The organism is Marinobacter nanhaiticus D15-8W, from assembly GCF_036511935.1.
Lineage (GTDB): Bacteria > Pseudomonadota > Gammaproteobacteria > Pseudomonadales > Oleiphilaceae > Marinobacter_A > Marinobacter_A nanhaiticus.
Genome location: NZ_AP028878.1, coordinates 5,051,876 through 5,075,436, shown reverse-complemented (window position 1 = coordinate 5,075,436; position 23,561 = coordinate 5,051,876). Strand labels below are relative to the sequence as shown.

Annotated in this window: 19 protein-coding genes; 9 read left to right on the top strand and 10 right to left on the bottom strand. The window is 58.7% G+C overall.

Going from position 1 to position 23,561, the window contains the following annotated elements; genetic code table 11:
* The first annotated feature begins 97 nt into the window (after positions 1 to 97).
* On the top strand, positions 98 to 772 hold the full coding sequence (locus tag RE428_RS22865; RefSeq protein WP_004579844.1) for an ankyrin repeat domain-containing protein: 675 nt from the start codon (positions 98 to 100) through the stop codon (positions 770 to 772).
* Between the two features lie 344 nt (positions 773 to 1,116).
* Here the strand turns inward: RE428_RS22865 and RE428_RS22860 are convergent, their stop codons facing one another.
* The gene (locus RE428_RS22860; protein ID WP_004579845.1) at positions 1,117 to 2,220 is read right to left on the bottom strand and encodes an enoyl-CoA hydratase/isomerase family protein; all 1,104 of its coding nucleotides are present in this window, start codon (positions 2,218 to 2,220) and stop codon (positions 1,117 to 1,119) included.
* Between the two features lie 314 nt (positions 2,221 to 2,534).
* Between RE428_RS22860 and RE428_RS22855 the strand changes: the two genes are divergently transcribed.
* Positions 2,535 to 2,861, top strand: coding sequence for a c-type cytochrome (locus RE428_RS22855; RefSeq protein WP_004579846.1), 327 nt, complete (start codon positions 2,535 to 2,537; stop codon positions 2,859 to 2,861).
* A 32-nt stretch (positions 2,862 to 2,893) separates the two neighbouring features.
* Here RE428_RS22855 and ppnN read toward each other — a convergent pair whose 3' ends face one another.
* Positions 2,894 to 4,285 (bottom strand): nucleotide 5'-monophosphate nucleosidase PpnN, encoded by a 1,392-nt coding sequence (ppnN, locus tag RE428_RS22850; protein WP_004579847.1) that lies wholly within the window; start codon positions 4,283 to 4,285, stop codon positions 2,894 to 2,896.
* A 237-nt stretch (positions 4,286 to 4,522) separates the two neighbouring features.
* On the opposite strand from ppnN, the gene thiI reads away from it, so the two are divergent.
* Complete coding sequence (thiI, locus tag RE428_RS22845) at positions 4,523 to 5,971, top strand: tRNA uracil 4-sulfurtransferase ThiI (protein WP_040883019.1); 1,449 nt, start codon at positions 4,523 to 4,525, stop codon at positions 5,969 to 5,971.
* Between the two features lie 202 nt (positions 5,972 to 6,173).
* On the opposite strand, the gene RE428_RS22840 is transcribed toward thiI, so the two are convergent.
* Positions 6,174 to 6,389 (bottom strand): PA3496 family putative envelope integrity protein, encoded by a 216-nt coding sequence (locus tag RE428_RS22840; RefSeq protein ID WP_004579849.1) that lies wholly within the window; start codon positions 6,387 to 6,389, stop codon positions 6,174 to 6,176.
* A gap of 279 nt (positions 6,390 to 6,668) precedes the next feature.
* Entirely contained in the window at positions 6,669 to 7,694 is a 1,026-nt protein-coding gene (locus RE428_RS22835; protein WP_004579850.1) for a histone deacetylase family protein, read from the bottom strand.
* A 304-nt stretch (positions 7,695 to 7,998) separates the two neighbouring features.
* Here RE428_RS22835 and RE428_RS22830 point away from each other — a divergent pair, with 304 nt between their 5' ends.
* Positions 7,999 to 9,456 (top strand): NAD-dependent succinate-semialdehyde dehydrogenase, encoded by a 1,458-nt coding sequence (locus RE428_RS22830; protein ID WP_004579851.1) that lies wholly within the window; start codon positions 7,999 to 8,001, stop codon positions 9,454 to 9,456.
* Positions 9,457 to 9,552: 96 nt separating this feature from the next.
* Here the strand turns inward: RE428_RS22830 and RE428_RS22825 are convergent, their stop codons facing one another.
* The 3 genes from RE428_RS22825 to RE428_RS22815 form a co-directional block, all read right to left on the bottom strand.
* Positions 9,553 to 9,966, bottom strand: coding sequence for a type 2 periplasmic-binding domain-containing protein (locus RE428_RS22825; RefSeq protein WP_004579852.1), 414 nt, complete (start codon positions 9,964 to 9,966; stop codon positions 9,553 to 9,555).
* A 9-nt stretch (positions 9,967 to 9,975) separates the two neighbouring features.
* Positions 9,976 to 11,151 (bottom strand): hypothetical protein, encoded by a 1,176-nt coding sequence (locus tag RE428_RS22820; RefSeq protein WP_004579853.1) that lies wholly within the window; start codon positions 11,149 to 11,151, stop codon positions 9,976 to 9,978.
* Positions 11,152 to 11,238: 87 nt separating this feature from the next.
* Positions 11,239 to 12,852, bottom strand: coding sequence for a methyl-accepting chemotaxis protein (locus RE428_RS22815; protein WP_004579854.1), 1,614 nt, complete (start codon positions 12,850 to 12,852; stop codon positions 11,239 to 11,241).
* A gap of 297 nt (positions 12,853 to 13,149) precedes the next feature.
* On the opposite strand from RE428_RS22815, the gene uvrD reads away from it, so the two are divergent.
* On the top strand, positions 13,150 to 15,315 hold the full coding sequence (uvrD, locus tag RE428_RS22810) for a DNA helicase II (protein WP_004579855.1): 2,166 nt from the start codon (positions 13,150 to 13,152) through the stop codon (positions 15,313 to 15,315).
* Positions 15,316 to 15,542: 227 nt separating this feature from the next.
* Positions 15,543 to 16,715, top strand: coding sequence for a TRAP transporter substrate-binding protein (locus RE428_RS22805; RefSeq protein ID WP_004579856.1), 1,173 nt, complete (start codon positions 15,543 to 15,545; stop codon positions 16,713 to 16,715).
* An 81-nt stretch (positions 16,716 to 16,796) separates the two neighbouring features.
* Here the strand turns inward: RE428_RS22805 and RE428_RS22800 are convergent, their stop codons facing one another.
* From RE428_RS22800 to RE428_RS22790, 3 genes are all read right to left on the bottom strand, one after another.
* A complete protein-coding gene (locus tag RE428_RS22800; protein ID WP_004579857.1) occupies positions 16,797 to 17,198 on the bottom strand; it encodes an acyl-CoA thioesterase in 402 nt (133 codons plus the stop codon).
* Positions 17,199 to 17,277: 79 nt separating this feature from the next.
* Positions 17,278 to 18,630 carry a TRAP transporter large permease gene (locus tag RE428_RS22795; protein WP_040883020.1) on the bottom strand — a complete coding sequence of 451 codons (1,353 nt, stop codon included), beginning with the start codon at positions 18,628 to 18,630 and terminating at the stop codon, positions 17,278 to 17,280.
* Between the two features lie 29 nt (positions 18,631 to 18,659).
* The gene (locus RE428_RS22790; RefSeq protein ID WP_004579859.1) at positions 18,660 to 19,217 is read right to left on the bottom strand and encodes a TRAP transporter small permease subunit; all 558 of its coding nucleotides are present in this window, start codon (positions 19,215 to 19,217) and stop codon (positions 18,660 to 18,662) included.
* Between the two features lie 388 nt (positions 19,218 to 19,605).
* Between RE428_RS22790 and RE428_RS22785 the strand changes: the two genes are divergently transcribed.
* The 3 genes from RE428_RS22785 to pstA all read left to right on the top strand — a co-directional run bounded on the left by RE428_RS22785 (position 19,606) and on the right by pstA (position 23,561).
* Positions 19,606 to 20,658: a substrate-binding domain-containing protein gene (locus RE428_RS22785; protein WP_004579860.1), complete on the top strand. Its 1,053-nt coding sequence runs from the start codon at positions 19,606 to 19,608 to the stop codon at positions 20,656 to 20,658.
* Positions 20,659 to 20,905: 247 nt separating this feature from the next.
* The gene (gene pstC / locus RE428_RS22780; protein ID WP_004579861.1) at positions 20,906 to 22,294 is read left to right on the top strand and encodes a phosphate ABC transporter permease subunit PstC; all 1,389 of its coding nucleotides are present in this window, start codon (positions 20,906 to 20,908) and stop codon (positions 22,292 to 22,294) included.
* Positions 22,287 to 23,561, top strand: coding sequence for a phosphate ABC transporter permease PstA (gene pstA, locus RE428_RS22775; protein WP_004579862.1), 1,275 nt, complete (start codon positions 22,287 to 22,289; stop codon positions 23,559 to 23,561). Before pstC ends, pstA begins: the two co-directional genes overlap by 8 nt.

Sequence of the window (23,561 nt, the reverse complement as noted above, 5' to 3'; positions counted from 1 at the left end):
AATAGCGGCGTCATCTGTGATCCACTCGATTTAATCCTGGCGTGACCTTTGGGCAGAATGAGCGTTCACTGACTTCACGCCATTCGGAACCCACTTCATGCTCCTGCGTGCCGCTACCTGCCTACTTGTTTTCTCAGTCCTCTCCGCCTGCGTCAGTCCGCCGAAAAGTGCCAACATCGATACCGTGCGTAGCCAGGCGCAATCCACTCCCCTCTTGGATGCGGCTGCGGCGGGCAATATGGACCAAGTACAGGCGCTGGTGGAGGCCGACGCACCGATCAATACGGTAGCCGGGCAGGGCACGCCCCTGGTGGTTGCTGCGGCCCGGGGCCATGACCGCGTGGCCTGGTATCTTCTCAGCGAAGGCGCCGACCCCAACCTGGCGGCTCCGGATGGCCGTACACCGCTGATTGCTGCTTCTGCCGAAGGCAGTCAACGGCTGGTCAAGCTCCTGCTCTCTGCCGGGGCTCGAGTGAATATCAGTGGTGCCGGGGGCGAAACGCCGGTATCGGCCGCGGCGGAGGCGGGCAACCTTTCGGTGGTCAAGACGCTGCTGGCCGCTGGCGGTAACGTCAACATCGCGCCGGGGGGCGAATCCCTCTTGATGCGGGTGGTGCGCAACGGCGATCTGCTGATGGCCGAGGTATTGATTGCCGCCGGTGCCGATACGAATTTCCGGGCGCAGGATGGTACCACGGCCCTTTCGATCGCCCGTGAGAAGCGGCATCGGGATATTGAGATGTTGTTGGTGCAGGCGGGGGCAGGTCGATGAGGCCGCCGATCCAGGGCATGGGCGTCCTCCTGGCCCATACAGTAACTTGTGTAACCCATGCTCCCGGTTTGAGGTTGCCGGTTTGCACACATAAACTCCCTCTCCCCTCGCGGGAGAAGGCCGGGGAGAGGGGGTAGCGCCGTTAGGCGCTCATCGTCGCCGAGCCGACTTCGAGCGAGGCTCTCGCCTCGTCCCCCTATCTCCAAACCTCTCTACCGCGAGGGGAGAGGCTTAAATCCGCAAACTTTTGCGACACCCTCATCAGGTCCGGAGCAGTCCGCAGGGCTGCCCTACCGCTCAGAGTCCTCAAATTCGGTTTGCTCGTTGAAGTCGATAAACCTAGATTAGAGGTCTGCCAACGGATCGTCCGCCGGCATCCACGGCGGTATGAAGTGCATTTCCACGTGGGATTCGCCAACTTCTTCTACCGACGCAAACTGCCATTTGGGCGCATTATCCCTATCGATCAGCAGCGCCCGGATCCCTTCTCGCAGATCTGGTCCGGCACAGCAGCGCACGGCCATGACCAGTTCCATACGGAAGATCTCCTTCAGCGAGAGCTGGCGGGCCTTGCGCATCTGCTCCCACACCAGCCATGCGGTGGTCGGGCAGCCATTGCGGAGGTTATCGATCGCGCCTCGCCACCATGGATCGTCGTTGACCTCGTTGAGCAACTGATCCACCACCACCGGCAGGGATTCGCCACGGCATAGCGACGGGATGCGCTGTTCATGGGCGGCCAGGTTGCTCTCCGGCAGCGTTACGTCCTGCTCCTGGGCGAACTGGTTCAGAAGACGGTAAAGCCGGTTGTCGTCGCTGGCCACTTCTCCGGTCCAGCGGGTATCGATAATCCGGTCCAGCAACCCGTCGGGCTTTTCATCGGCGACCGCCAGGTCCGCCAGGCCAATGCGCATGCTGTCCGCCTGGTTGAGACGGGCGCCGGTCAGCCCCAGGAACAAGCCGATGCCTTCGGGCAAGCGATTGAGGAAATAGCCTGCGCCCACGTCCGGAAACAGCCCGATACTGATCTCCGGCATGGCTAACTGGATGGATGGTGTAACCAGCCGATAGCGGCTGCCGGCGAGCAGCCCCAGGCCGCCGCCCATCGTAGCGCCATGCGCCCAACACACGACCGGCTTGGGATAGGTGTGGAGGGTGTAATCGAGGCGGTATTCGGCGGAGAAATAATGGATCGCCTTGAGGTCGCCTTCTTCCCCGGTGATGGCCTGGTGCAGCTCGCGAATATCACCGCCGGCGCAGAATCCGCGATCGCCGCGGCCCCACAGCAGGATCAGGCAGATATCCGGGTCCTGGGCCCATTCGTCCAGGGCGGCCTGCATGCCGGTGATCATGTGCTCGGACAGGGCGTTGAGATTGCGGGGCGATTGGAGGGTAATCAGGCCGACCTTGCCTTCGCGGCAGGTCCGGGTTTCGGTGCGGATGGACATGAAGTTGATTTGGCTCCAGAACATTGCTGCAAAGCGACCAGCGGTGCGCTTTTCGGGGCGCGTGAACGCTTTGACGGCACGCGCTCAGTAGATCAGCGGATTAACCAGACGGGTCAATAGACTCGCATGGATACCGATGGCCGTCCATATAAGACAAACGTCGCAAGGCGACGCAAGACTTTCGGTATACGTCTGGACGAGGTTCCAGGGACGCATTTTTGACGTATGTTCCCTATGGTATAAGCAAGATAGTGGAATGGCCCACGAGTTTGGCCTCCGACAACAAAGCGAGAGAGACCATGAGGAAGACCACCATGAGAGCATTGAGCACTTTGGTACTGGCACTTGTAGCAAGCACGCCCCTGTCGGTTTCCGCCGAGGGCGATGTCGACGCCGGCAAACAGAAGTCTGCGGTCTGTGCCGCTTGTCACGGCCAGAATGGCGTGGCTCAGATTCCAACGTACCCCAACCTGGCGGGGCAGAACGAGCAGTACCTGGTCATGGCGATGAAAGCCTACAAGGGCGGGCAACGTCAGGGCGGCCAGGCTGCCATCATGCAAGGCCAGGCTGCGGCGCTGACGGATCAGGACATCGCCAACCTGGCTGCCTATTACGCCAGTCTGCCGGCCAAGGGCAAGTAGGGCCTGGCCCTACTTCAAGCGTCTTGTGAACCCTACTTCACCACCTCGGTGGGTTCGTTGACGATCCGGTAGCTGGGCTTGTAGGCGGCGCCTGGCAGCTTCATGCGATTTTGCTGGACGAATGCGGTCAGCAGGTCTTCCAGGGGGTTCAGCAGTACCGGGTCGCCGGCGATTTCGAAGGGGCCGTGCTCCTGCACCTGCTTGATACCCTGGGCCTTCACATTACCCGCGACGATGCCGCTGAATGCCTTGCGCAGGTTGGCGGCCACCAGGTGTGGTGCCTGGTTTCGGTGGAGCGCCAGGTTGCGCATGCTGGCATGGGTCGGCTCGAACGGCAGCTGGAACACCGGGTCGATCTTCAGCATCCAGTTGAAGTAATAGGCATCCTGGTTCGTGCGGCGGAACGCTTGCACTTCTTCCATGCCGTGTTTCATGGCCTGGGCCACTTTGACCGGATCATCGATGATGATCTGGTAGCGGGCGGTCGCTTCGTCCCCCAGGGCGTTGCGGATGAACTGGTCGATCATCTCGAAGTATTCCGCGTTCTCCGGCAGGCCGGTAAACACGATGGGGAAGGGTAGGTCGCGGTTCTCAGGGTGTAGCAGTACGCCAAGCAGATAGAGTATCTCCTCCGCAGTCCCGACACCGCCGGGGAAGACGATGATGCCGTGGCCGGTGCGAACGAAAGCCTCCAGGCGCTTCTCGATATCCGGCATGATCACCAGTTCGTTGACGATGGGGTTTGGGGCTTCGGCGCCGATGATGCCGGGCTCGGTGATGCCGATATAGCGACCGTTCTTGACCCGTTGCTTGGCGTGGCCGATGGTGGCGCCCTTCATCGGTCCTTTCATGGCGCCAGGGCCGCAGCCGGTGCAGATGCTCAGGCCGCGCAGGCCCAGTTCATGCCCCACTTCCTTGCTGTAGACATATTCCTCGCGGCTGATGGAATGGCCGCCCCAGCACACGACCAGATCCGGATGCCGGCCAGCCTGCATGACCCGCGCGTTGCGCAGGATGTGAAAGATCAGGTTGGTTACCGTTTCCGGATCGTCCCGCCTGAGACCTGGCGTTGTCGCCAGTACGGAATGGGCATAGATGATATCGCGCAGGACTGAAAACAGGTGTTCGCGGATACCTCGCAGCATCTGGCCATCGACGAACGCCTGGGCCGGCGCGTTGATCAACTCCAGTTTCAGGCCCCGGGGCTGGGGCACGAGTCGAATATCGAAGTCGGCGTGGATTTCCAGCAGGTCCTTACAGTCGTCGATGTCCGCGCCGATGTTCATCACCGCCAGGGCGCATTGGCGGAACAGGCTGTAAAGGCCGCCTTCGCTCTTGTCCTTGAGCCGGTTGACTTCGTGACTGGAGAGAATTTCCAGGCTGCCCTCGGGCGAGACCAGGGCGTTGACGGTTTCCTGCGTCATGGAGTGTTGGTTCCTGCTTTGGATTGGGTTTGTTGCGAGATTCATACTCTCGACACGCTGACGTATACCTTACGCATTTACTAGCCAGTGTAGCGGTTTTAGCGGCTGCTGATCAGTGACGGGTGTTGGCACCGTGGCCTTGTCCTTTTGCAACGCGTTTTTCAGCCGGATTTTTAAGTCAGGCTGTGAAGCGGTAGAATGCGTGCTTTCCCGTCAGCGTCCGATTACACCTTTACCATGAATTTCCTGATCCGTCCCAGTGCGGAAGTGGCTATCAAGAGCAAGCCCGTCCGCCGTCAGCAAATCCGTCAGCTTCGCCAGAACGTCAGCAAGATCCTGCGCCGCGTCAACCGTGACATCGTTGTCGAGGGCAGTTGGGACCGTGTCGACGTGCGCGTGCCCGACGATGTCGACAACGAAAGGTTGATTGCCCTGCTCAAGTGTATTCCCGGCATCAGCAATTTCCTGGAAGTACGCGACTATCCACTGACCGATCTGGACGATATTGCCGAGCGTGCCCTGGCGGTGTTCAAGCCGCACCTGGAGGGCAAGACCTTCGCCGTACGCGGACGACGAACCGGCGAGCACAGCTTCTCGTCGGCGGATCTTGAGCGCAAGGTGGGTGCCGTGCTCTTGTCCCAGACCGGCGCTACCGGGGTCAACCTCAAGCAACCGCACGAGCAGGTCCGTATCGAGGTGATCCATGACCGCTACCATTTAGTTGAACGTCGTTTCGAGGGGCTGGGTGGTTACCCGCTGGGCAGCGTCGAGTCGGCAGTAACGCTGATTTCCGGGGGTTACGACTCCTCTGTTGCCACCTACCTCACCATGCGCCGCGGTATCCGCACTCATTTCCTGTTCTTCAACCTGGGCGGCGCGGCCCATGAAGTGGGTGTCAAACAGGTCGCGCATCACCTGTGGGCCCGCTACGGCGCTTCGCATTCGGTGAAATTCATTTCCGTGCCTTTCGAGGGTGTGGTGGCAGAGATCATGCGCGCGGTGGACCATCGCCATATGGGCGTGATCCTCAAGCGCATGATGCTTAAGGCAGCTGCGCGCATTGCCGAGACCACGAGCGCTCGCGCCCTGGTCACCGGCGATGCGGTAGCCCAGGTCTCCAGCCAGACCCTGGCCAACCTCAATGTGGTTGACCGGGCGAGTGACGAGGTCGTGCTAAGGCCGCTGATCACCATGGACAAGGTGGAGATTATCCGTCTGGCGGGCGAGATTGGCACCGAGAGTTATGCCCGCAATATGCCTGAGTATTGTGGCGTGATTTCCCAGAAGCCGGTCACCCGCGCCAAACTCCACCGGGTGGAGGAGGAAGAGGCCAAGATGGACACGGCGGTGCTGGATCAAGCGGTCGAAGACCGTGTGGAAACACCGATCCAGAAGATCCTGGATACCATCACCACGCCGGAGGATGTGGAGTTGGTACAGACGCCGGCGGTGGGCGATGTGATCATCGATGTACGTCACCCCAGCGAAGAGGAGCGTGCGCCGCTACACCTGACCAACAACGAGATCCTGCATATTCCGTTCTACGAACTGAACCAGCGGGTCGGGGACTTGGCGCCGGATTGCCGTTACCTGCTCTATTGCGACCGGGGCACCATGAGCCGCATGCACGCAGGACATCTCAAGGCGGCGGGTCGCGAAAACATACTCGTCTACTCCCCCGCCTGATCGCGCCGGGAAGTTTCAGCGCCCTTTAATGCTCGCACATGGGGCAGTCCTGCGGACTGCTCCGAAGCTGAAGCGTCGGCTACATCCTCCGGGTAACTCGAGCATGTAGCAGAAGCTTCAGCTTCTGAGGCGCCAAAGGTGCCTTCAGTTTCGATGGCGCCTTCCGGCGCCATTCCATTCCGCTTAACCGCCGAGCAACTACCTAGTCGTCTAACCAGCCATCGCGAATGGAATCCTCCAAAGCCTTACGCTCGAAATGCTGCTCGATGGCGCGGCGCGCGGCCAGTTTGCGCTTGGCAGCGGCGCGTTCGCGATCGCGCGTTTCATCCCGCTGGAGATGGTCGAAGATGGAGAGAATTTCGGCCTGAACGGATTCAACCTGTTGCTCTGCCGGATGGGTATGGGCTGAAGATCGCACGTGTCACATCCTCCTTTGGAAAACTCAGGAGCCCAAGCACTTTCGCAGGCTCCCTGACCTCAATGCGCTGGGGGAGCTGCCCCCAGGACGAAAGCGTAATCCAAGTCTGTGACAGGACAGTGACCAGTGTATGGCGCTGTCCCGTTTGTGTGCCCGAAACCGGGCACGGACAAATCACGTTTGATCAAGCAAGCCTCATGCCGGTGAGGCGCGACCGTCATTCGAAAACAACAAACATATGCGCGATGCGCAACAGCGCCTGCCCGTGCCGCTGACTGTCTAGAGCGAGCGACCTTCCAGCCCGCTGAAGAACTGACGTACGTTCTGGGATAGCGCTTCCAGATCGTAACCGCCTTCCTGAACTACGAGGGTAGGCAGGTTTACGTCAGCGATGCGTTTGCCCAGGGTGCAAAAACCCTCGGACGAAACGGACACCTTGGCTTGCGGGTCATTCTTGTAGATGTCGAAACCCAGCGCCAACACCAGCGCATCCGGCTGGAACAGACGGATGGCCTTCACTGCTTCGTCCACCTTAGTGAAGAAATCCTCTTCGGATGAACCGTGCTGCATGGGCAGGTTGATGTTGTATCCGTAACCGCGACCTTCGCCGCGTTCGTTCTCGAAACCGCTCACGACCGGATAGAAGTTAGTGGTATCGCCATGGATCGAGATATAGAGCACATCGTCCCGGTCATAGAATATTTCCTGGATACCCTGGCCGTGGTGCATATCCGTATCCAGGATGACGATGCGCTCGAAGCGACGCTTGAGGGATTCGGCGGCGATGGCCGCGTTGTTGAGGTAGCAGAAGCCGCCGGCGGCGTCACGACGGGCGTGATGACCGGGGGGGCGGCATACGGCGTAGGCGGTGCGATCGCCGGCCATGAGTGCATCGGCGCCACCCAGGGCCGTCTGCGCCGACCAGTAGGCCGCATGCCAGGTGTTCTCGCCGATAGGACAGCTCCCATCGGCTTGATAGCGCGCGGCCTGGGCCAGCACACCTTGCAAGTGATTGGGTGAACGAACATAGATGTTGGACATGACTTCGTCGCCCCAGTCGTCTCCCATCGCGGTCCAGTCCCGATGGGCGGACTCCAGGAAACGCAGATAGCCCAGGTCATGCACCTTGGCGATTGCACCAGGCCCCTGGTCGGCTGGCTCGAGCACCGAAAAGTCCATCGAACGCAAACCTTCGAGCAACTCACCGGTACGTGCCGGAATCTCCTGGGGCTCGCGCATCTGGCCCCGGGTAAAGTAGGTTTTCGGGATGTGCAGATCCTGTGCAGGGTGGAAAAACGCTTTCATAGCAGGGCTCCGAAAGGTCTTGTCAAACCGTCAGTCGTTGGCGAATAAGCCGGGTGCATCCGGGACGTCCATCCTGCGAGTATAGGCACCCTTTCCTGCGAGGCTCAAGCGCCGACTGGTTACTGGCGGGGAGCCGTAACCTGTGTACTTGTCCATCGCCGGAACATCGGCCACTATGGTTCGGCAACTCTGATGAATGAAACAGGAGCCTACTGGACGTCCGTTTCTTCAGCCTGCCACGCTTGACGGCCGAGAGAGGGAATGGATATCCACGGGCTCGTGAGCCCAATCACAAGGAGCCGACATGATTCAGTCACCGTTACTGAAGCATTTTGATGGTTATATCGGAGGGCAGTGGGTCACGTCGTCCGGAGACACGTTCGATGTCTACAACCCGGCGACCGGTGAGGTGCTGGCCCAGGTCGCGTCGATGTCCGAAGACGATGTACAGCGCTCCATCAGCGAAGCCAAGAAGGCGCTCAAACTGACCGAGCCCTATGACCTGGAAACACGTCGCGAATGGCTTATCGGTATCCGCGATGCCCTGCTGGATAACAAGGAGGAGGTTGGTCGCATCCTGTGCCTGGAGCACGGCAAGCCGCTTAAGGAAGCACAGGGTGAAGTCGAATATGCGGCCGGTTTCTTCGACTATTGCGCCAAGAAGATCGATCACCTCAAATCCCACACTATTGAGGAAGAGCCCAAGAATTGCACCTGGACGGTGCATTATCGGCCGATCGGCGTGGCCGGTCTGATCACGCCCTGGAACTTCCCCATCGGCATGATCGCCAAGAAGCTATCCGCCTCGTTGGCAGGCGGCTGCCCGTCCGTGATCAAACCGGCCAGCGAAACGCCGCTGACCATGATCGCGTTGTTTTCCCTAATGCACGATGTGGTCAAGATGCCGCCGGGTATGGTGAGCCTGGTGATGGGCAAGTCCAGCATGATCGGCAAGGTCTTCTGCGAATCCCCGGACATGCCAATGCTCAGCTTCACGGGCTCTACCGAAGTTGGCCGCACGCTGATGGAAAACAGTACCGGCTGGGTGAAGAAGCTGGCCCTGGAATTGGGCGGCAATGCGCCGTTCATCGTCTTCGAGGACGCTGATCTGGAGTCGGCGGCGGATAACCTGATCGCCAACAAGTTCCGCGGCAGCGGTCAGACCTGTGTCTGCGCCAACCGTATCTACGTTCAGGAGAGCATCGTCGAGAGCTTCAGCGAAAAGGTCGCCGAGCGGGTGAACAAGATGACCGTAGGCGATGGTATGAAAGAGGGGGTCGACATCGGGCCGCTGATTAACAAGGCGGGGTTCGACAAGGTGCGCACGCATGTCGAGGACGCGCTGGAGAAGGGCGGCAAACTGGTCGCCGGCAAAGAGCCTTCAGCTCTCAGCGGCAACGACCTGTTCTATCCGCCGACCGTCGTCAGTGGCATCAATCGGAACATGCTGTGCACCCAGGAAGAGACCTTTGGCCCGCTGGTGCCCATGGTAACCTTCCGGGATGACGACGAGGTGATCGAGGCCGGTAACGACACCGAATTCGGTCTGGCCGCCTATGTCTTCACCGGCGACGAAGCCCGTGCCAGCCGAGTGATCAGCGGTCTGCGCTTCGGCCATGTTGGCTGGAACACCGGTACCGGTCCCACACCGGAAGCCCCGTTCGGCGGCATGAAAGCCTCCGGCGTCGGCCGCGAGGGTGGTATCGAAGGCCTGTTCGAGTTCGTCGAACCGCAGACGGTGCCGCGCGGAGATCGGCACTGACTGCGTTGCGCCTGATACCGAAAATCTGCACGTTCTCCCCAAGAAAGAGAAACGCCCGAGGTTTTGGCCTCGGGCGTTTTTCCGTCAATGCACAGTTCAGGGCTTAAGGATTACCTTGACGGAGTCATCGACCTGGGCAGCATCGATATAGCCGATGCTGCCTGGGGTAGAAGCCACAGAAGACTTCATCGCGGCTTCGGTCCCCACTTCCTGGGGCGGCTGCCCCTTACCGGTGAAGACCTGTTGTGACCAGAATGCTTTCAATTGCGCATTGGAGCGTCCAGTCACCGCTTCGTGAAAGGCATCACGCGTTGCGTTGCCTTCCGCAAGCTCGTAGGGAACTGCTCGCTGGCCACCGGGCAGCGCTTTACTTCGGTTCAGGAAAATGTCACGGACCTGATCCAGGGAGATAGTATCCGGGCCTGCCGGGTTACCGATGACTACCACTTCAGCCTGGGCCAATGAAGTTCCCAGCATCAGGGCGACAAGAAGAATACGGAAACGCTTCATGATGGCTCCTTAGAACGCTGAATCGATTTTGATGGTGTAGACGTTGGTGCTATCGATGTCTTCGGCAAATACACTTGCTGCATCCAAACCACCCGGCTCGTCGCCAAAGCCGCGGGCGTGGGTCCAGTCGAGCTTCAAGGCGACACCTGAAAGCACATCCCAACGCACACCGAGGCTGTACTCGTCACGTCGCCGGTCCAGAACGGCTGACAGGGGGCCAGCGCGTTCGTCGTCGTCCTTGGTTTCGATCCAGCCCACGGTGGCGTACGGCATGATGTTGTCGAACCGTCGACCGACGGTGAGGTAGGCGGAGTCGGTGTCATAGAACGGGCCATCGACGGCAATACGTGTCACTTCCGAGACGATCTGCCAGGTGCCATCGTCATAACCGAAACCCAAGCCATAGAAGTTGCCACGTTCTCCATCTGCAAGCGTATAGGTGTTCTGCCCGAAGAGCTGACCGAGCAGGCGGCTGTCAACGGAAACTTCGGCCGTTGCTGCAACGGCACGGACCTTCCATACGTAGTCCGTCCACTCGGTATTGATACCCACCGTGTTGCGGAATTCGACCTCATTACCACTTGTTGCGCTGGATTCATCGGTGAAGCCGGTGAACAACTGGGTGTTGATGGAAGAACCGCTCAGGTTATAGGTGTAGGTGGCGTCAGCGCCCACGTAACTGGTTACCGTGACTGGGCCGTATACAGCCTGTGGCGGGCGGGCCCAAGGCTGGGCGTAGCCCAACTCCAGGGAGTCCGAGTACATGAAGAACGGGATGCGCATCTTGCCGGCACGGAGTTGCAGTTCGTTCGTAGCCTGGTGGCTTAGATAGGCCCATTCCAGCTCGGTATCCCAGTCCTCCTCACCCCGGGAGACCAACTGCATGATCGCCTGGGTATCATCGGTCAGAGTGAAGGTGCCTTGCAGCGCCATCAGGCTGAGATCCTTGACTTCGGATTGCTCGCCAATGCCGGCGAAGCCTGCATCATTGTTCGCGGTGGCATAGCCGGTGCTGAAGAAGCCGTTGAAGCGTACGCGGTCGGCCGCCGCGGAAGTCAGCTGCTGTTGCAGTGACGAGACTTGCTGTTCCAATTGGTCCAGCCGCTCTGCGTCGGATTGGGCCAGGGCTGGGGCAGCGGCAACGCCCAGGACCAGAGGTGCGATTCTCAGTATTTTGCGTGTCATTGGTTTCTCCAGTTACGCGTGCGTGAGCCTCCCCCGGTCCCGGGGAAGGCGCAGATGTGTGAAAAGGTGATTTAGGCGCTGATCGATCTAGACTTTGAACTGGCCGGCTACTGTGCTCAGTCCGTCGCTGATCTGATGAATGTCGTTGCTGACATTGTCCAGTTCGCGGGTGCTGGCGCTGACCTGTTCAGCATTGTTGTGAATATCGGTAATGTGCTGGGTTACCGAGTTGAAGGTCGTGCTTTGCTCGTATGTTGCCGCGGCAATCTGCTCATTGATGCTGCTGATGGACTCTACGCTCTCCAGGATGCGTTTAAGCATTTCACCGGACTCGGTAGTTGCATCAACACCTTCATGGGCGCGCTGCACACTCTGCTGCATCGATTTAACCGCCGACCCTGAGGTATGGGTAAGATCGTTGATAACGGTGTGGATTTCCTCGGTGGCGCTGCGGGTTCGTACGGCGAGGCCCCTGACTTCATCGGCAACCACGGCAAAACCGCGGCCATGCTCGCCAGCCCGCGCGGCTTCAATAGCGGCATTGAGTGCCAACAGATTCGTTTGTTCTGCGACGGCCTGGATCGTATCGAGTAAGCCGCTCACCTTGTTTGAGAATTCCTCGAACCGGTTGACCAGACCAGCGGTTGCCTCGACATCGTCTGCCAGTGAACGGATCGTGTCGATGTTGGTGCTGACTGTTGCATAACCTTTCTGCGCGAAGCTTGCTGCGTCCTGGGTCTGGTCAGATGCATTGCTGGCAAAACCTGCAACTTCTTCGACACTTTTAACCAGTTCCGCAACCGCATGCCGGGCCGCTGAAATGGCTTCCGACTGATCCTGAATGCGCTCGAGGTTCTGGTTGCTGGCGACGGTCAGTTGCTGGGAAACCGAGTTGAGCCCGTCGACGTCGCGACTGATGGTGGCAAACGAACGGTGAAGTTTCTCGACGAATGCGTTGAAGTTGGTGACCACTTCTCGAAGTTCGTCCTTGCCGTCATATTCGAGGCGCGACGTCAGATCGCCTTCGCCAGAGGCCATGCTCTTCAGCGAGTTGATGATCTGGCCCAGGCTGCGGCTGATCGAGCGACCGATGACAAGGCTCAGGCCGATCAGCACGACGGTGGCGATAATCATAATGATGACGCTCAGGGTCGATGCTTCCTGCGAGGCGTCGAGGGTTTCGCTGATGGATCGGGTGAACCGATCTCGCGTCATGCTGCGCATTTCGGTCATGGCGGCCCGCAGACGCTCCAGCCGCTCTGCATTTGCAGCGGCTTCATCGCCGATACGGCTAAAGTCCGCCGTACCGTCGATAAAACTGGCAGCAATTCGCGTGGCATTGGAGTAGTAGGCTTCCACCTGTGCTGAGAGAGCTTCGGCTTCCTTCCTAATGGCAGGGTTGAGACGGCCGATTTCTTTCAGGTTATCGCGAATGGACTGATAGTCCGCCCGGGTTGCCTCCAGCTGGGTTTCGTCGCCAGTCGCGACGGCACTGTTTATCTGCAGCTCGATGAGCGACAACTGCCCGAGGTTGACGGTAGAAAGTTCGAGAGTCGGGTAGAGTTTCTGCTCTACTTCTCCCAGACGACCAGAATTCTCCCTTTCGGCCAAGATGGTCAGAGTTTCAGCAACCACGAAGGAGAGGATGGCAACAAAGACCATCAATGCCAGTTTGTGGGAGATTTTCAGGGACGAAAGCATCACAGATGACTCATGAAGGATGTGTTGCGAACCAAAGCGGTGCAATCCTACAGGGAGGCCGCGCAATATCTACTACGAAATGTGGCGAAAGGTATGAATCGCGTTTCATTTCACCAGAGTTGACAAATCGCGGTGCTTGAAGGCGTTTAAATTGAGCTCGACGATGTGGCCGAAGCCTGTCGTGAGATCGTTTGGTTCAAGAGTCCGGAATCGTGATACTCGATCAATGGTTGGGTCGCTTGCCTTGACCGGCTTGTTATAATCCCGTCTCCATTTCCCGCGAATGTATGGTTGTCCATGGACGTCTCCCCGATTATCGATTCCCTGAACGACGCCCAGCGTGAGGCGGTGACGGCGCAGAACGATCACCTGCTGGTGCTGGCCGGTGCCGGTTCGGGCAAGACCCGCGTGCTGGTGCACCGCATGGCGTGGCTCATGCAGGTGGACCAGGTGCCGGCCACTGGTCTCCTTGCCGTCACGTTTACCAACAAGGCCGCGCGGGAGATGCGCCACCGTATCGGGGAGTTGATGAACCTGCATGGCCATGGCATGTGGTTCGGTACCTTCCACAGCATTGCCCATCGCCTCTTGCGTGCTCACTACCAGGACGCCGGGCTGCCGGAGAACTTCCAGGTGCTGGATAGCGACGACCAGGTGCGGTTGATCAAGCGGGTCATGCGCGAACAGCAGATCGATGAGAGCCGCTGGCCGCCGAAACAGGTGCAGTGGTTCATCAATGGGCAGAAGGATGAGGGGCTGCGGGCGGACCATATCCAGGAGAACCCTGACGATCACTTCACCTCGGTGATGCTGAAGATCTATCGCCAGTACGAAAAGCAGTGTCAGCTTTCCGGCCTGGTGGATTTTGGCGAGCTGCTGTTGCGCTCCCATGAGCTCTGGCTACACCGGCCCGAGCTGCTGGCCCATTACCAGCGTCGCTTCCAGCACATCCTGGTGGATGAGTTCCAGGACACCAACACCATCCAGTACGCCTGGCTGCAGGTGCTGGCGGGTAACCGGGTGCCGTTGACCATCGTCGGGGACGACGACCAGTCCATCTACGGTTGGCGCGGCGCCAAGATCGAGAACATCCAGAAATTCCAGCAGGATTTTCCCAATGCCCGGATGGTGCGGCTGGAGCAGAATTATCGTTCCACCCAGACCATCCTCAAGGCGGCTAATGCGGTTATCGCCAACAACCAGGGTCGCCTGGGCAAGGAACTCTGGACCGATGGTGTCGAGGGCGAGCCGATCAGTCTCTACGCCGCCTTCAACGAGCAGGACGAAGCCAACTACATCGCCGATACCATCAGTGCCTGGGTCAATGACGGCAACCTGCGCAGCGAAGCAGCCATTCTTTATCGCTCCAATGCGCAATCCCGGGTCTTGGAAGAATCCTTGTTGCGCCAGGGTATTCCATATCGGGTCTATGGCGGGCTGCGTTTCTACGACCGTCAGGAAATCCGCAACGCCCTGGGGTATCTACGGCTGGTGCACTACCGGCACGACGATGCAGCCTTCGAACGCGTGGTTAATACGCCGCCCCGGGGTATCGGCGCCAAGAGCCTGGCGGATCTGCGGGAAATGGCCACCGGGCAGGGGATTTCCCTCTGGCAGGCGACCGAACGACTGCTTGAAGCCGGGGCCATGAAAGGTCGCGCCAAGACCGGTTTGCAGCAATTCGTTTCCATTATCGAAGGGTTGGCTGCCGACCAGGACGAACTGGATCTCAAGCAACTGACTCAACGCGCTATCCAGGACAGCGGCCTGCGCGACCACCACGCCAATGAAAAAGGCGAGAAGGCGCAGGCCCGGGTGGAAAACCTGGAAGAGCTTGTCAGCGCCATGGCGGATTTCGAGGTGGAAGACGGTATAGATCCGCTATCGGAATTTATCGCCCAGGCGGCGCTGGACGCGGGTGAATCCCAGGCGGACGACAACCAGGACAGCGTGCAGCTGATGACGCTGCACTCCGCCAAGGGCCTGGAGTTCCCGCTGGTTTTCCTGGCCGGTGTAGAGGAAGGGCTGTTCCCACACAGTATGTCCCTGGAGGAACCAGGACGCATGGAGGAGGAGCGGCGCCTGGCCTATGTCGGTATCACCCGGGCGATGAAGCGGTTGATACTGACCTACGCCGAGTCCCGTCGGCTGTATGGTCAGGAGAAGTTCCATGCCTTATCACGCTTCGTGCGTGAGATTCCTGGCGACTGCATCCAGGAAGTGCGGCTGCGCAATACGGTGACGCGACCGGCGATGGTTCAGCGGCCGAATGAGGGGCTGTTCGATTCCTCCCCGATGGAACAGGCCGGGCTGCAACTGGGCCAGCGGGTACGCCATCCCAAGTTCGGCGAGGGCGTGGTAATGAATTGCGAGGGTTCCGGCCACCATACCCGGGTCCAGGTCAACTTCGACGACGGGGCAAAATGGCTGGTTCTGGCCTATGCTCCTCTGGAGCAACTTTGATCAGCCGCGACTAGCGACAGGTTGGGATCAATGGCAAAGTTGCAATTCCTAACCTATGAAATAAAAAACTTTCATCGGTTCAGACTTTCGAATAAGAGCAAGATGAAAGAATATAAGTCACGCTAGGATCCCTTGATAGTCCCTTAGTATAGGTGTCAGCAGGATCTCCGGCGCCCTGGCTACGGCCGGGCCCGGAAGCAAACAACAATGATAAAGAAGGAGAAAACATGAAACGTCGCAACCTATTGGCGGCCCTCGTGGCCGGTGCGATGGGCCTCGGCCTGGCTGGATGCTCCCAGGAGCAGGAAAGCGCCTCGACTGAAACCGACGCCAACAACCAGGCCAACAGTGCCGAACAGGCAGCCGCTCCCGCCGAAGAAAAACAGACTTACAAGTGGAAGATGGTTACCACCTGGCCCAAGAATTTCCCGGGTCTGGGTACCGGCCCAGAGCGCTTGGCCGATAACGTTCGCGAAATGACCGATGGGCAGATCGATATCACTGTCTATGGCGCGGGCGACCTGGTGCCGGCTCTGGAAGTCTTCTCGGCGGTATCCCAGGGTACGGCTGAAATGGGCCATGGGGCCGGTTACTACTGGAAGGGCAAGATCCCGGCGGCCCAGTTTTTCTCCACGGTTCCTTTTGGTTTGACCGCGCAGGAGTACAACGGCTGGATTTTCCATGGTGGTGGCCTGGAACTCTACCGCGAGGCTTATGAACCGTTCGGCGTTATCCCCTGGCCCGGTGGCAACACCGGCGTGCAGATGGGTGGCTGGTTTAACAAGGAAATCAACAGCGTCGAGGACCTGAAGGGATTGAAGATGCGTATCCCGGGTATCGGCGGCGATGTGCTGGAAAAAGCCGGTGGCACACCGGTGAACATGCCGGGCGGTGAACTCTTCACCGCGCTGCAGACCGGTACCATCGATGCTACCGAGTGGGTCGGTCCGTATAACGATCTGGCCTTCGGTCTGCACCAGATTGCCGATTACTACTACTATCCGGGCTGGCACGAGCCGGGCACCGCGCTGGAGATGATCGTCAACGCCGATGCCTACAACAAGCTGCCCAAGCATTTGCAGGCCATTCTCGATGTCGCGATCCGAGAAATGAACGCCGATATGCTGGCGGAGTTCACCGCCCGTAACAACGAGGCACTGCGTGAACTGGTGGAAGAGAAGAACGTCGAATTACGGCGGTTCCCGGACGACGTTATCAACCGCCTGCGCGAAATGTCGGATGAAACGGTCAAGCAGTTGGCCGAGCAGGACGAGATGGCCGGCAAGGCCTACGAGTCCTACAAGTCCTTCCGTGACAAGGTGGTACCGTATACGGAAATCTCCGAGCAGACTTACGTGGAAATTCGTGAGCCTGAAGGCGAGGCGGCTCCGGCCCAGTAAATATGCGGTATAGCAAAAGCCCCGGCATGGCGACATGGCGGGGCTTTTTTGTAGCAGGTTTGTGGCAGGCAGGTCTGGTTCCTAACGCTGCTGCGGTACTTCCCGGATACGCCCGTGTTCGTCGATAGCAACGAATACGAACAAGGATTCGGTGACCTTGCGCATCCGTTCCTTGTCGCGGTCCAGGGTCCAGACCTCTACGTTGATCTTCATGGAGCTGCGGCCGATGTCCACCAGTTCGGTGTAGCAGGCCACCTGGGAACCGACCCGCAGCGGCGAGAGGAATTCCATACGGTCGATGGCGACCGTGGCGTTGCGGCCCTTGGAGATGCGTCCGGCGGTGGTCGCGGCCGCCATATCCATCTGCTTGACCAGCCAGCCGGCGAAGACATCGCCGTTGGCGTTGGTGTCCGAGGGCAGGGGTACTACCTGCAGGGCCAGCTGGCCCCGGGGGTTGGGTTTGTCGTCGTCCGTCAGGTTCATGGTTGTTTCGCCAATACTGTCTTTTTATTGAATGCTCTGTGCGAGGGGCCGTTTTACAGCGTGTCATGCGCTATGGCAGCTATCCATAGAGATAATCCGGTAGCCCGGTGGCCAGTTCTGGCCAGAAAGACAGCAACACCAGCATGAACAGCTGAATGATAATGAAAGGAATCACCCCGCGATAGATCTGTGAGGTACGAATCTCGGGCGGCGCGACCCCTCGCAGGTAGAACAGGGAGAAGCCGAACGGTGGCGTCAGGAAGGAGGTCTGCAGGTTCAGGGCAATCATGATGCCCAGCCAGACCGGGTCCAGGCCCATCTTCAGCAGCACCGGCGCGACGATCGGCACCACGACGAAGGTGATCTCGATGAAGTCCAGGATAAAACCGAGCAGGAAGATGACCACCATGACCACGATCATCGCTCCGACCACGCCACCGGGCATGCCCTCGAATAGGCCGTGGATCAGGTCGTCGCCACCGTAGCCGCGGAACACCAGCGAGAAGATCGCTGCCCCGATCAGGATCAGGAACACCATACAGGTGACCCGGGTGGTCTGCTGGCAGACGTCACGCAATACCCTGATACCCAGTTGACGGCGCAGACCGGCGAGAATCGTTGCGCCCAGGGCGCCGACACCCGCCGCTTCGGTAGGGGTGGCGATACCGGCAAGGATCGAACCAAGGACCGCAACGATCAGGATCAGCGGTGGCGTCAGGTCGTGCCACAGCCTTACTTCGCGCCGCTGCTCGTCGCCTTCGAGGCTGCCATGGGCCGGAGCGGCGGACGGTTTGATGAAGGCGACTGCTACGACGTAGATAATGTAGAGCAGCACCAGGATCAGCCCTGGAATCAGCGCACCGACAAACAGGTCGCCCACCGAAACCGTATCCGGACTGAAAATCCCCTGCATGCGCTGGGCCTGCTGGTAGGCGCTGGACATGACATCCCCCAGCAGGACCAGCGCGATCGAGGGCGGGATAATCTGACCCAGGGTGCCGGTGGCACAGATGGTCCCGGTAGCCAGTGATGGGCTATAGCCGCGCTTGAGCATGGTGGGCAGCGAGATCAGCCCCATGGTAACGACCGTGGCACCGACGATACCGGTACTTGCGGCAAGCAGCATGCCTACCAACGCGACAGAAACGCCCAGGCCACCGCGAAGCCCCTTGAATAGCTCTGCCATGCTTTCGAGCAGGTTTTCAGCGATTTTCGACTGCTGCAGCATGCAGCCCATAAAGATGAACAACGGCACGGCGATCAGGGTCTCGTTGGTCATCAGGCCATAAAGGCGGTTGGGCGTGGCCCCGAGAAAGCCGGCATCGAAGACGCCGAAGGCCATACCGCCCAATGCGAAGGCGAGGGCCGTGCCGGCCAGTGAGAAAGCCACGGGATAGCCTGCCATCAGGACCAGGCAGACGACCGCGAACATGATCAGGGGGAGAAACTCGACAACGACGTTCAAAGCTTTTCCTCCGAGGGAAGGGCGGCGGGTTCCTTGGGCAGTGCGCCACCCAGCACGGCAACGTTGCGCAACACTTCGGCAACGCCCTGGATAATCATAAGCACACACATAACCGGGATGAGCGTCTTGAGCAGGAACACCGCAGGAATTCCGCTGGTTTCCGGAGAGGTTTCGAAAATCCGCCAGGAGCGCATCACATAGTCCCAGCTCGTTACGAGGATAAAGATCACCACCGGCAGCAACAGGAACAGGGTGCCGAGCAGATCAACAAGTGCCTTACCCTTACCGGACATGCGTTGGTAGAGAATATCCACACGGACGTGTTCGTTATGTTTAAGGGTGTAGGCGCTGGCCAGCAGGAATACCGTCGCATGGGTGTAGATAACGGTTTCCTGCATAAAAATGGAGGCCTGGTCGAACACATACCGCATGACCACCACAGTAAACGTCAGCAAGACCATGGCGATATTGAGCCAGGCCAGGGTTCGGCCCGTGTTTTCGGTAAAGCGGTCGAGGATTCCGGTGAGCCGGACGAGGGGGGAATGCTGATCCATGATTTCTTATTTTGTTGGTTGGCAATAAAGGAACATGTTAGTGGCTGAGCCAGGCCCTGCAAGAAAAATGATGCAATTGCCGACGAATGGCTAAGTCTATCTGTTCACTCAATTTTACATTGGCACCTAGGTTAGCAGCCGCAAACCTGTCGTCGAAAATTGCATGCAACTCGCAACTTACCGCAGTTAAAAACGTTTTGCTTGGATTTGTAAAATCCCGGGTGTGTCATATAAGTGTCATAACGCCTGTCATCTAAGTGTAATAAATAGTGCTTAGGCTTCACACATCGGCTCACCACTGCCGGTTTCGCATACGGGCCCGACTGCCAAAAAAATCCGTTGCAGTCGGGGATTGCCCGTCAGATAAATCGCATTATGGAGGCTCAACGTGAAAAACCTGAAAGCAGCTGTCGCAAGCGTAGCGGTAGCCGGCGCCCTGGCCGCCGTATCCACCCCGACCCTGGCGCGCGACACCATCAACATCGTCGGTTCTTCCACTGTTTATCCGTTCGCGACGGTTGTGGCCGAGCGCTTTGGTCGTAACACTGATTTTCCGACTCCGAAGCTGGAATCCACCGGTTCCGGCGGCGGACTGAAGCTGTTCTGTGAAGGTGTTGGCACCGAGCATCCTGACATCACCAACGCATCTCGCCGTATGAAGCCGAGCGAGTTCGAGCGCTGCCAGAGCAACGGCGTTGAAGAGATCACCGAAGTCAAGATCGGTAGCGACGGCATCGTCATCGCCAGCTCCAACAAAGCTGAAAACCTGGACGTGACCCTCAAGCAGCTTTATATGGCACTGGCCAAAGAGGTTCCGGATCCGAAGGGCGGTGACAAACTGGTCGCCAACCCGTACAAGAACTGGAGTGACGTCGACTCCAGCCTGCCGAACAAGCCGATCCGTGTCATGGGCCCCCCGCCGACGTCCGGTACTCGCGACGCTTTCAACGAGCTGGTTATGGAAGGCGGCTGTGCCGAATTCCCGATGATCGAGGAAATGGAAGGCGACAAGAAGGACCAGGCGTGCATGAGCATGCGTGAAGACGGTGCCTTCATCGAAGCTGGCGAGAACGACAACCTTATCGTCCAGAAGCTGACCAGCGATACATCCTCCTACGGTATCTTTGGCTACAGCTTCCTGGAAGAGAATGCGGGTACCCTGCAGGCGGCAACGATCAATGGTAAAGAGCCGACCATGGAAAACATTTCCAGCGACGCTTACCCGATTGCGCGTTCACTGTGGTTCTATGTGAAGAAAGCCCACGTCGGTGTTGTACCGGGTATCCCAGAGTACGTAACCGAGTTCACCAGCGAGCAAACCTGGGGACCGAATGGCTACCTGGCAGATGTTGGCCTGATCCCGCTCGACGAGGCCTCACGCGAGCAGTGGGCCGAGCAAGCGCAAAATCTTAAGCCAATGACCGGTGACGAGCTGAAATAATACAGCTTCGGTCACTTAGGTGATTGAAAGTGCGGGGTCCTTTGGGCTCCGCACTTTTCGCGTCTCGAGGACGCATAACGTGAGCAGAAGTTGTAGTTCGAAAACGAATACTGGTTTTGAAACCGAGTTCTGTTCTGGTTTGAAGGTAAGGTCTGGCCAAGCTGTGACCTGTTTGGGGTGAAATTGTAGACTGTGCCCCGCCTGGACAGCTTCTCAGCACCAGAAAATAGACTCAAAGAGAGAAAACATGCAACCGGCCAATCTATTTCCGCTGCTTGTGGTTCTGGTGGGTATCGCGTTTGCACTGGGTTATGCCCGGTCCCGCGCGATCGCATCGCCGCTGGGCGGGATTCGTCACCTCAAGTCCCTGCCATTCTACTACGCGGCCCGCGCGGCCCTTTGGTGCGGCTTGCCCGCCCTGATTATCTTCGCTTTCTGGTTGGGTTTCGAAGATAAGGTGATTCAGACACTGGTTGTGGCCTCCTTGCCCGAGGACCTGAGGCCGGAATCGGCCGGCAGGGCGAGCCTTGTCCTCTCGCAAATCAGCAACGTGGCGTCTGGCGCGCTGAACCCTAAGTATGCGCCAGAGGGGATCGTTGAGGCTGCGAAGTTGCTCACCACACTACGCGAAGAAAGCAAGTTCATGATGACCATTCTGGTCGTTTGCGTAGCTGTTCTTGGCGCCTTTATAGCGTGGTTGCGGATTGCGCCGCACATCAATGCTCGCGAGAAGGTGGAATCCATGCTGCGCAAGATCTTCTTCATGTGCGCGGCTTTGGCGATCCTGACCACCATGGGCATCGTCTTTTCCGTCATTTTTGAGACGGTCCGCTTTTTCCAGAAGATCTCTTTCATTGAATTCTTCTTTGGTACTAACTGGAGCCCCCAGACCGCCATCCGTGCCGACCAGGTCGGCGCCGAAGGGGCTTTCGGTATGATCCCGCTGTTCGTGGGTACGCTGCTGATTTCCGGCATTGCCATGTTGGTGGCCGTACCCGTGGGACTGATGTCCGCTATCTACCTTTCGGAATATGCGTCCAAACGCATGCGCGGGATCGTCAAGCCACTGCTGGAAATGCTGGCCGGTGTTCCCACCGTGGTATACGGCTTTTTTGCAGCGTTGACGGTGGCGCCCTTTATCGCCGATGCCGCACACGCCATCGGGCTCGATGCCTCTACCGAGAGCGCCCTGGCTGCAGGTCTGGTCATGGGGATCATGATCATCCCGTTTGTGTCGTCGCTCTCTGACGACGTGATCAATGCGGTGCCCCAAACTATGCGTGACGGCTCCCTGGCTCTCGGCGCAACCCAGGCCGAGACCATGACTAAGGTAATCTTTCCGGCGGCACTGCCGGGCATCATGGGCGGTATCCTGCTAGCCGTTTCCAGGGCGATCGGCGAAACCATGATCGTCGTCATGGCAGCCGGTCTTGCCGCAAACCTGACGGCCAATCCGCTGGACGCGGTCACGACCGTCACGGTCCAGATCGTGACCCTTTTGACCGGCGACCAGGAATTCGACAGTGCCAAAACCCTGTCCGCCTTTGCCCTCGGCATGATGCTCTTCGTCGTCACCCTGGTGCTGAATATCGTTGCCCTTCACGTGGTTCGCAAATATCGGGAACAGTATGAGTAATTCACACGAACAGGCGGAGCTCGTCCGCAAATCGCTCAAGCGCCGGTATCGCAAGGAGCGGCGCTTCAGACTCTACGGCATTCTCGCAATAGCCTTGGCGATCTCGGCCCTGGTGATCCTGTTTGCCGATATTATCGGCAAGGGATATTCCGGCTTCATCAAGACAACGATGACCCTGGAGGTACGTCTGGATCCGGATACCATGGAAATCGAAGACCCCTCCGACCCGGAATCCCTGCGACGTGGGAACTATGGCAAACCGATTGTCGAAGCATTGAAACGGGCGGTGCCTAGCGCCGGCGAGGGCGACGAAAAGTCGTTGGGGCGCCTCATTAATCCGTATGCCTCCAACACCTTACGCGAGGCTGTTATCGATAGGCCGGAAATTCTGGGTTCGCCCCAGAAGATGACATTCCTGGCGAGCGATGACACCAGTGTCTACGTCAAGCATGCGGACGATCCCAATTACTCCATCAAGCTCTCCGACGAACAGCAGCGTTGGGTGGATGAGCTGGTCGAGGCTGGCGTTATCGAAGGGGCGTTCAACGACGTGTTCTTCTCCCACGGTGATAGCCGGGAACCCACAAGTGCCGGTGTTTTAGGAGCTATGGTGGGTTCTCTGCTGACGATGGCTGTCACCCTCGTGCTGTCATTTCCGATAGGCGTGGCTGCAGCCATTTATCTCGAAGAGTTTGCGCCCCAGAACAGGCTGACGGATTTTATCGAGGTCAACATCAACAACCTGGCGGCGGTACCATCCATTATCTTTGGTCTGTTGGGCCTGGCGGTATTCATCAACCTGTTCGGTCTGCCACGTTCGGTGCCGCTGGTGGGTGGTCTGGTGTTAACGCTGATGACCTTGCCAACGATCATCATTTCCAGTCGCGCGGCCATCAAGAGCGTACCGCCGTCGATCCGTGAGGCTGCCGAAGGCATTGGCGCCTCGAAAATGCAGGTCGTGCTCCATCACGTCCTGCCGCTGGCGATGCCCGGTATGTTAACCGGCTCGATCATCGGTATGGCCCAGGCGCTGGGGGAAACGGCGCCGCTGCTGTTGATCGGCATGGTCGCGTTTATCGTCGACGTACCCGACGGTTTCACCGACGCAGCGACTGTTTTGCCGGTACAGATTTTCCTTTGGGCAGGGAGCCCGGAACTCGCATTTATTGAACGGGCGTCCGCTGCCATCATGGTCCTGCTGACGTTCCTGATCGGTATGAACGCACTAGCCATCTGGATGCGCCGTCGCCTCGAGCGTCGGTGGTAA

Excerpts from the sequence above, each read along its gene's own strand:
- RE428_RS22865 (WP_004579844.1), top strand. The coding sequence starts at position 98 with ATGCTCCTGCGTGCCGCTACCTGCCTACTTGTTTTCTCAGTCCTCTCC.
- RE428_RS22860 (WP_004579845.1), bottom strand. The coding sequence starts at position 2,220 with ATGTCCATCCGCACCGAAACCCGGACCTGCCGCGAAGGCAAGGTCGGC.
- RE428_RS22855 (WP_004579846.1), top strand. The coding sequence starts at position 2,535 with ATGAGAGCATTGAGCACTTTGGTACTGGCACTTGTAGCAAGCACGCCC.
- ppnN (WP_004579847.1), bottom strand. The coding sequence starts at position 4,285 with ATGACGCAGGAAACCGTCAACGCCCTGGTCTCGCCCGAGGGCAGCCTG.
- thiI (WP_040883019.1), top strand. The coding sequence starts at position 4,523 with ATGAATTTCCTGATCCGTCCCAGTGCGGAAGTGGCTATCAAGAGCAAG.
- RE428_RS22835 (WP_004579850.1), bottom strand. The coding sequence starts at position 7,694 with ATGAAAGCGTTTTTCCACCCTGCACAGGATCTGCACATCCCGAAAACC.
- RE428_RS22830 (WP_004579851.1), top strand. The coding sequence starts at position 7,999 with ATGATTCAGTCACCGTTACTGAAGCATTTTGATGGTTATATCGGAGGG.
- RE428_RS22825 (WP_004579852.1), bottom strand. The coding sequence starts at position 9,966 with ATGAAGCGTTTCCGTATTCTTCTTGTCGCCCTGATGCTGGGAACTTCA.
- RE428_RS22820 (WP_004579853.1), bottom strand. The coding sequence starts at position 11,151 with ATGACACGCAAAATACTGAGAATCGCACCTCTGGTCCTGGGCGTTGCC.
- RE428_RS22815 (WP_004579854.1), bottom strand. The coding sequence starts at position 12,852 with ATGCTTTCGTCCCTGAAAATCTCCCACAAACTGGCATTGATGGTCTTT.
- uvrD (WP_004579855.1), top strand. The coding sequence starts at position 13,150 with ATGGACGTCTCCCCGATTATCGATTCCCTGAACGACGCCCAGCGTGAG.
- RE428_RS22805 (WP_004579856.1), top strand. The coding sequence starts at position 15,543 with ATGAAACGTCGCAACCTATTGGCGGCCCTCGTGGCCGGTGCGATGGGC.
- RE428_RS22800 (WP_004579857.1), bottom strand. The coding sequence starts at position 17,198 with ATGAACCTGACGGACGACGACAAACCCAACCCCCGGGGCCAGCTGGCC.
- RE428_RS22795 (WP_040883020.1), bottom strand. The coding sequence starts at position 18,630 with ATGTTCGCGGTCGTCTGCCTGGTCCTGATGGCAGGCTATCCCGTGGCT.
- RE428_RS22790 (WP_004579859.1), bottom strand. The coding sequence starts at position 19,217 with ATGGATCAGCATTCCCCCCTCGTCCGGCTCACCGGAATCCTCGACCGC.
- pstC (WP_004579861.1), top strand. The coding sequence starts at position 20,906 with ATGCAACCGGCCAATCTATTTCCGCTGCTTGTGGTTCTGGTGGGTATC.
- pstA (WP_004579862.1), top strand. The coding sequence starts at position 22,287 with ATGAGTAATTCACACGAACAGGCGGAGCTCGTCCGCAAATCGCTCAAG.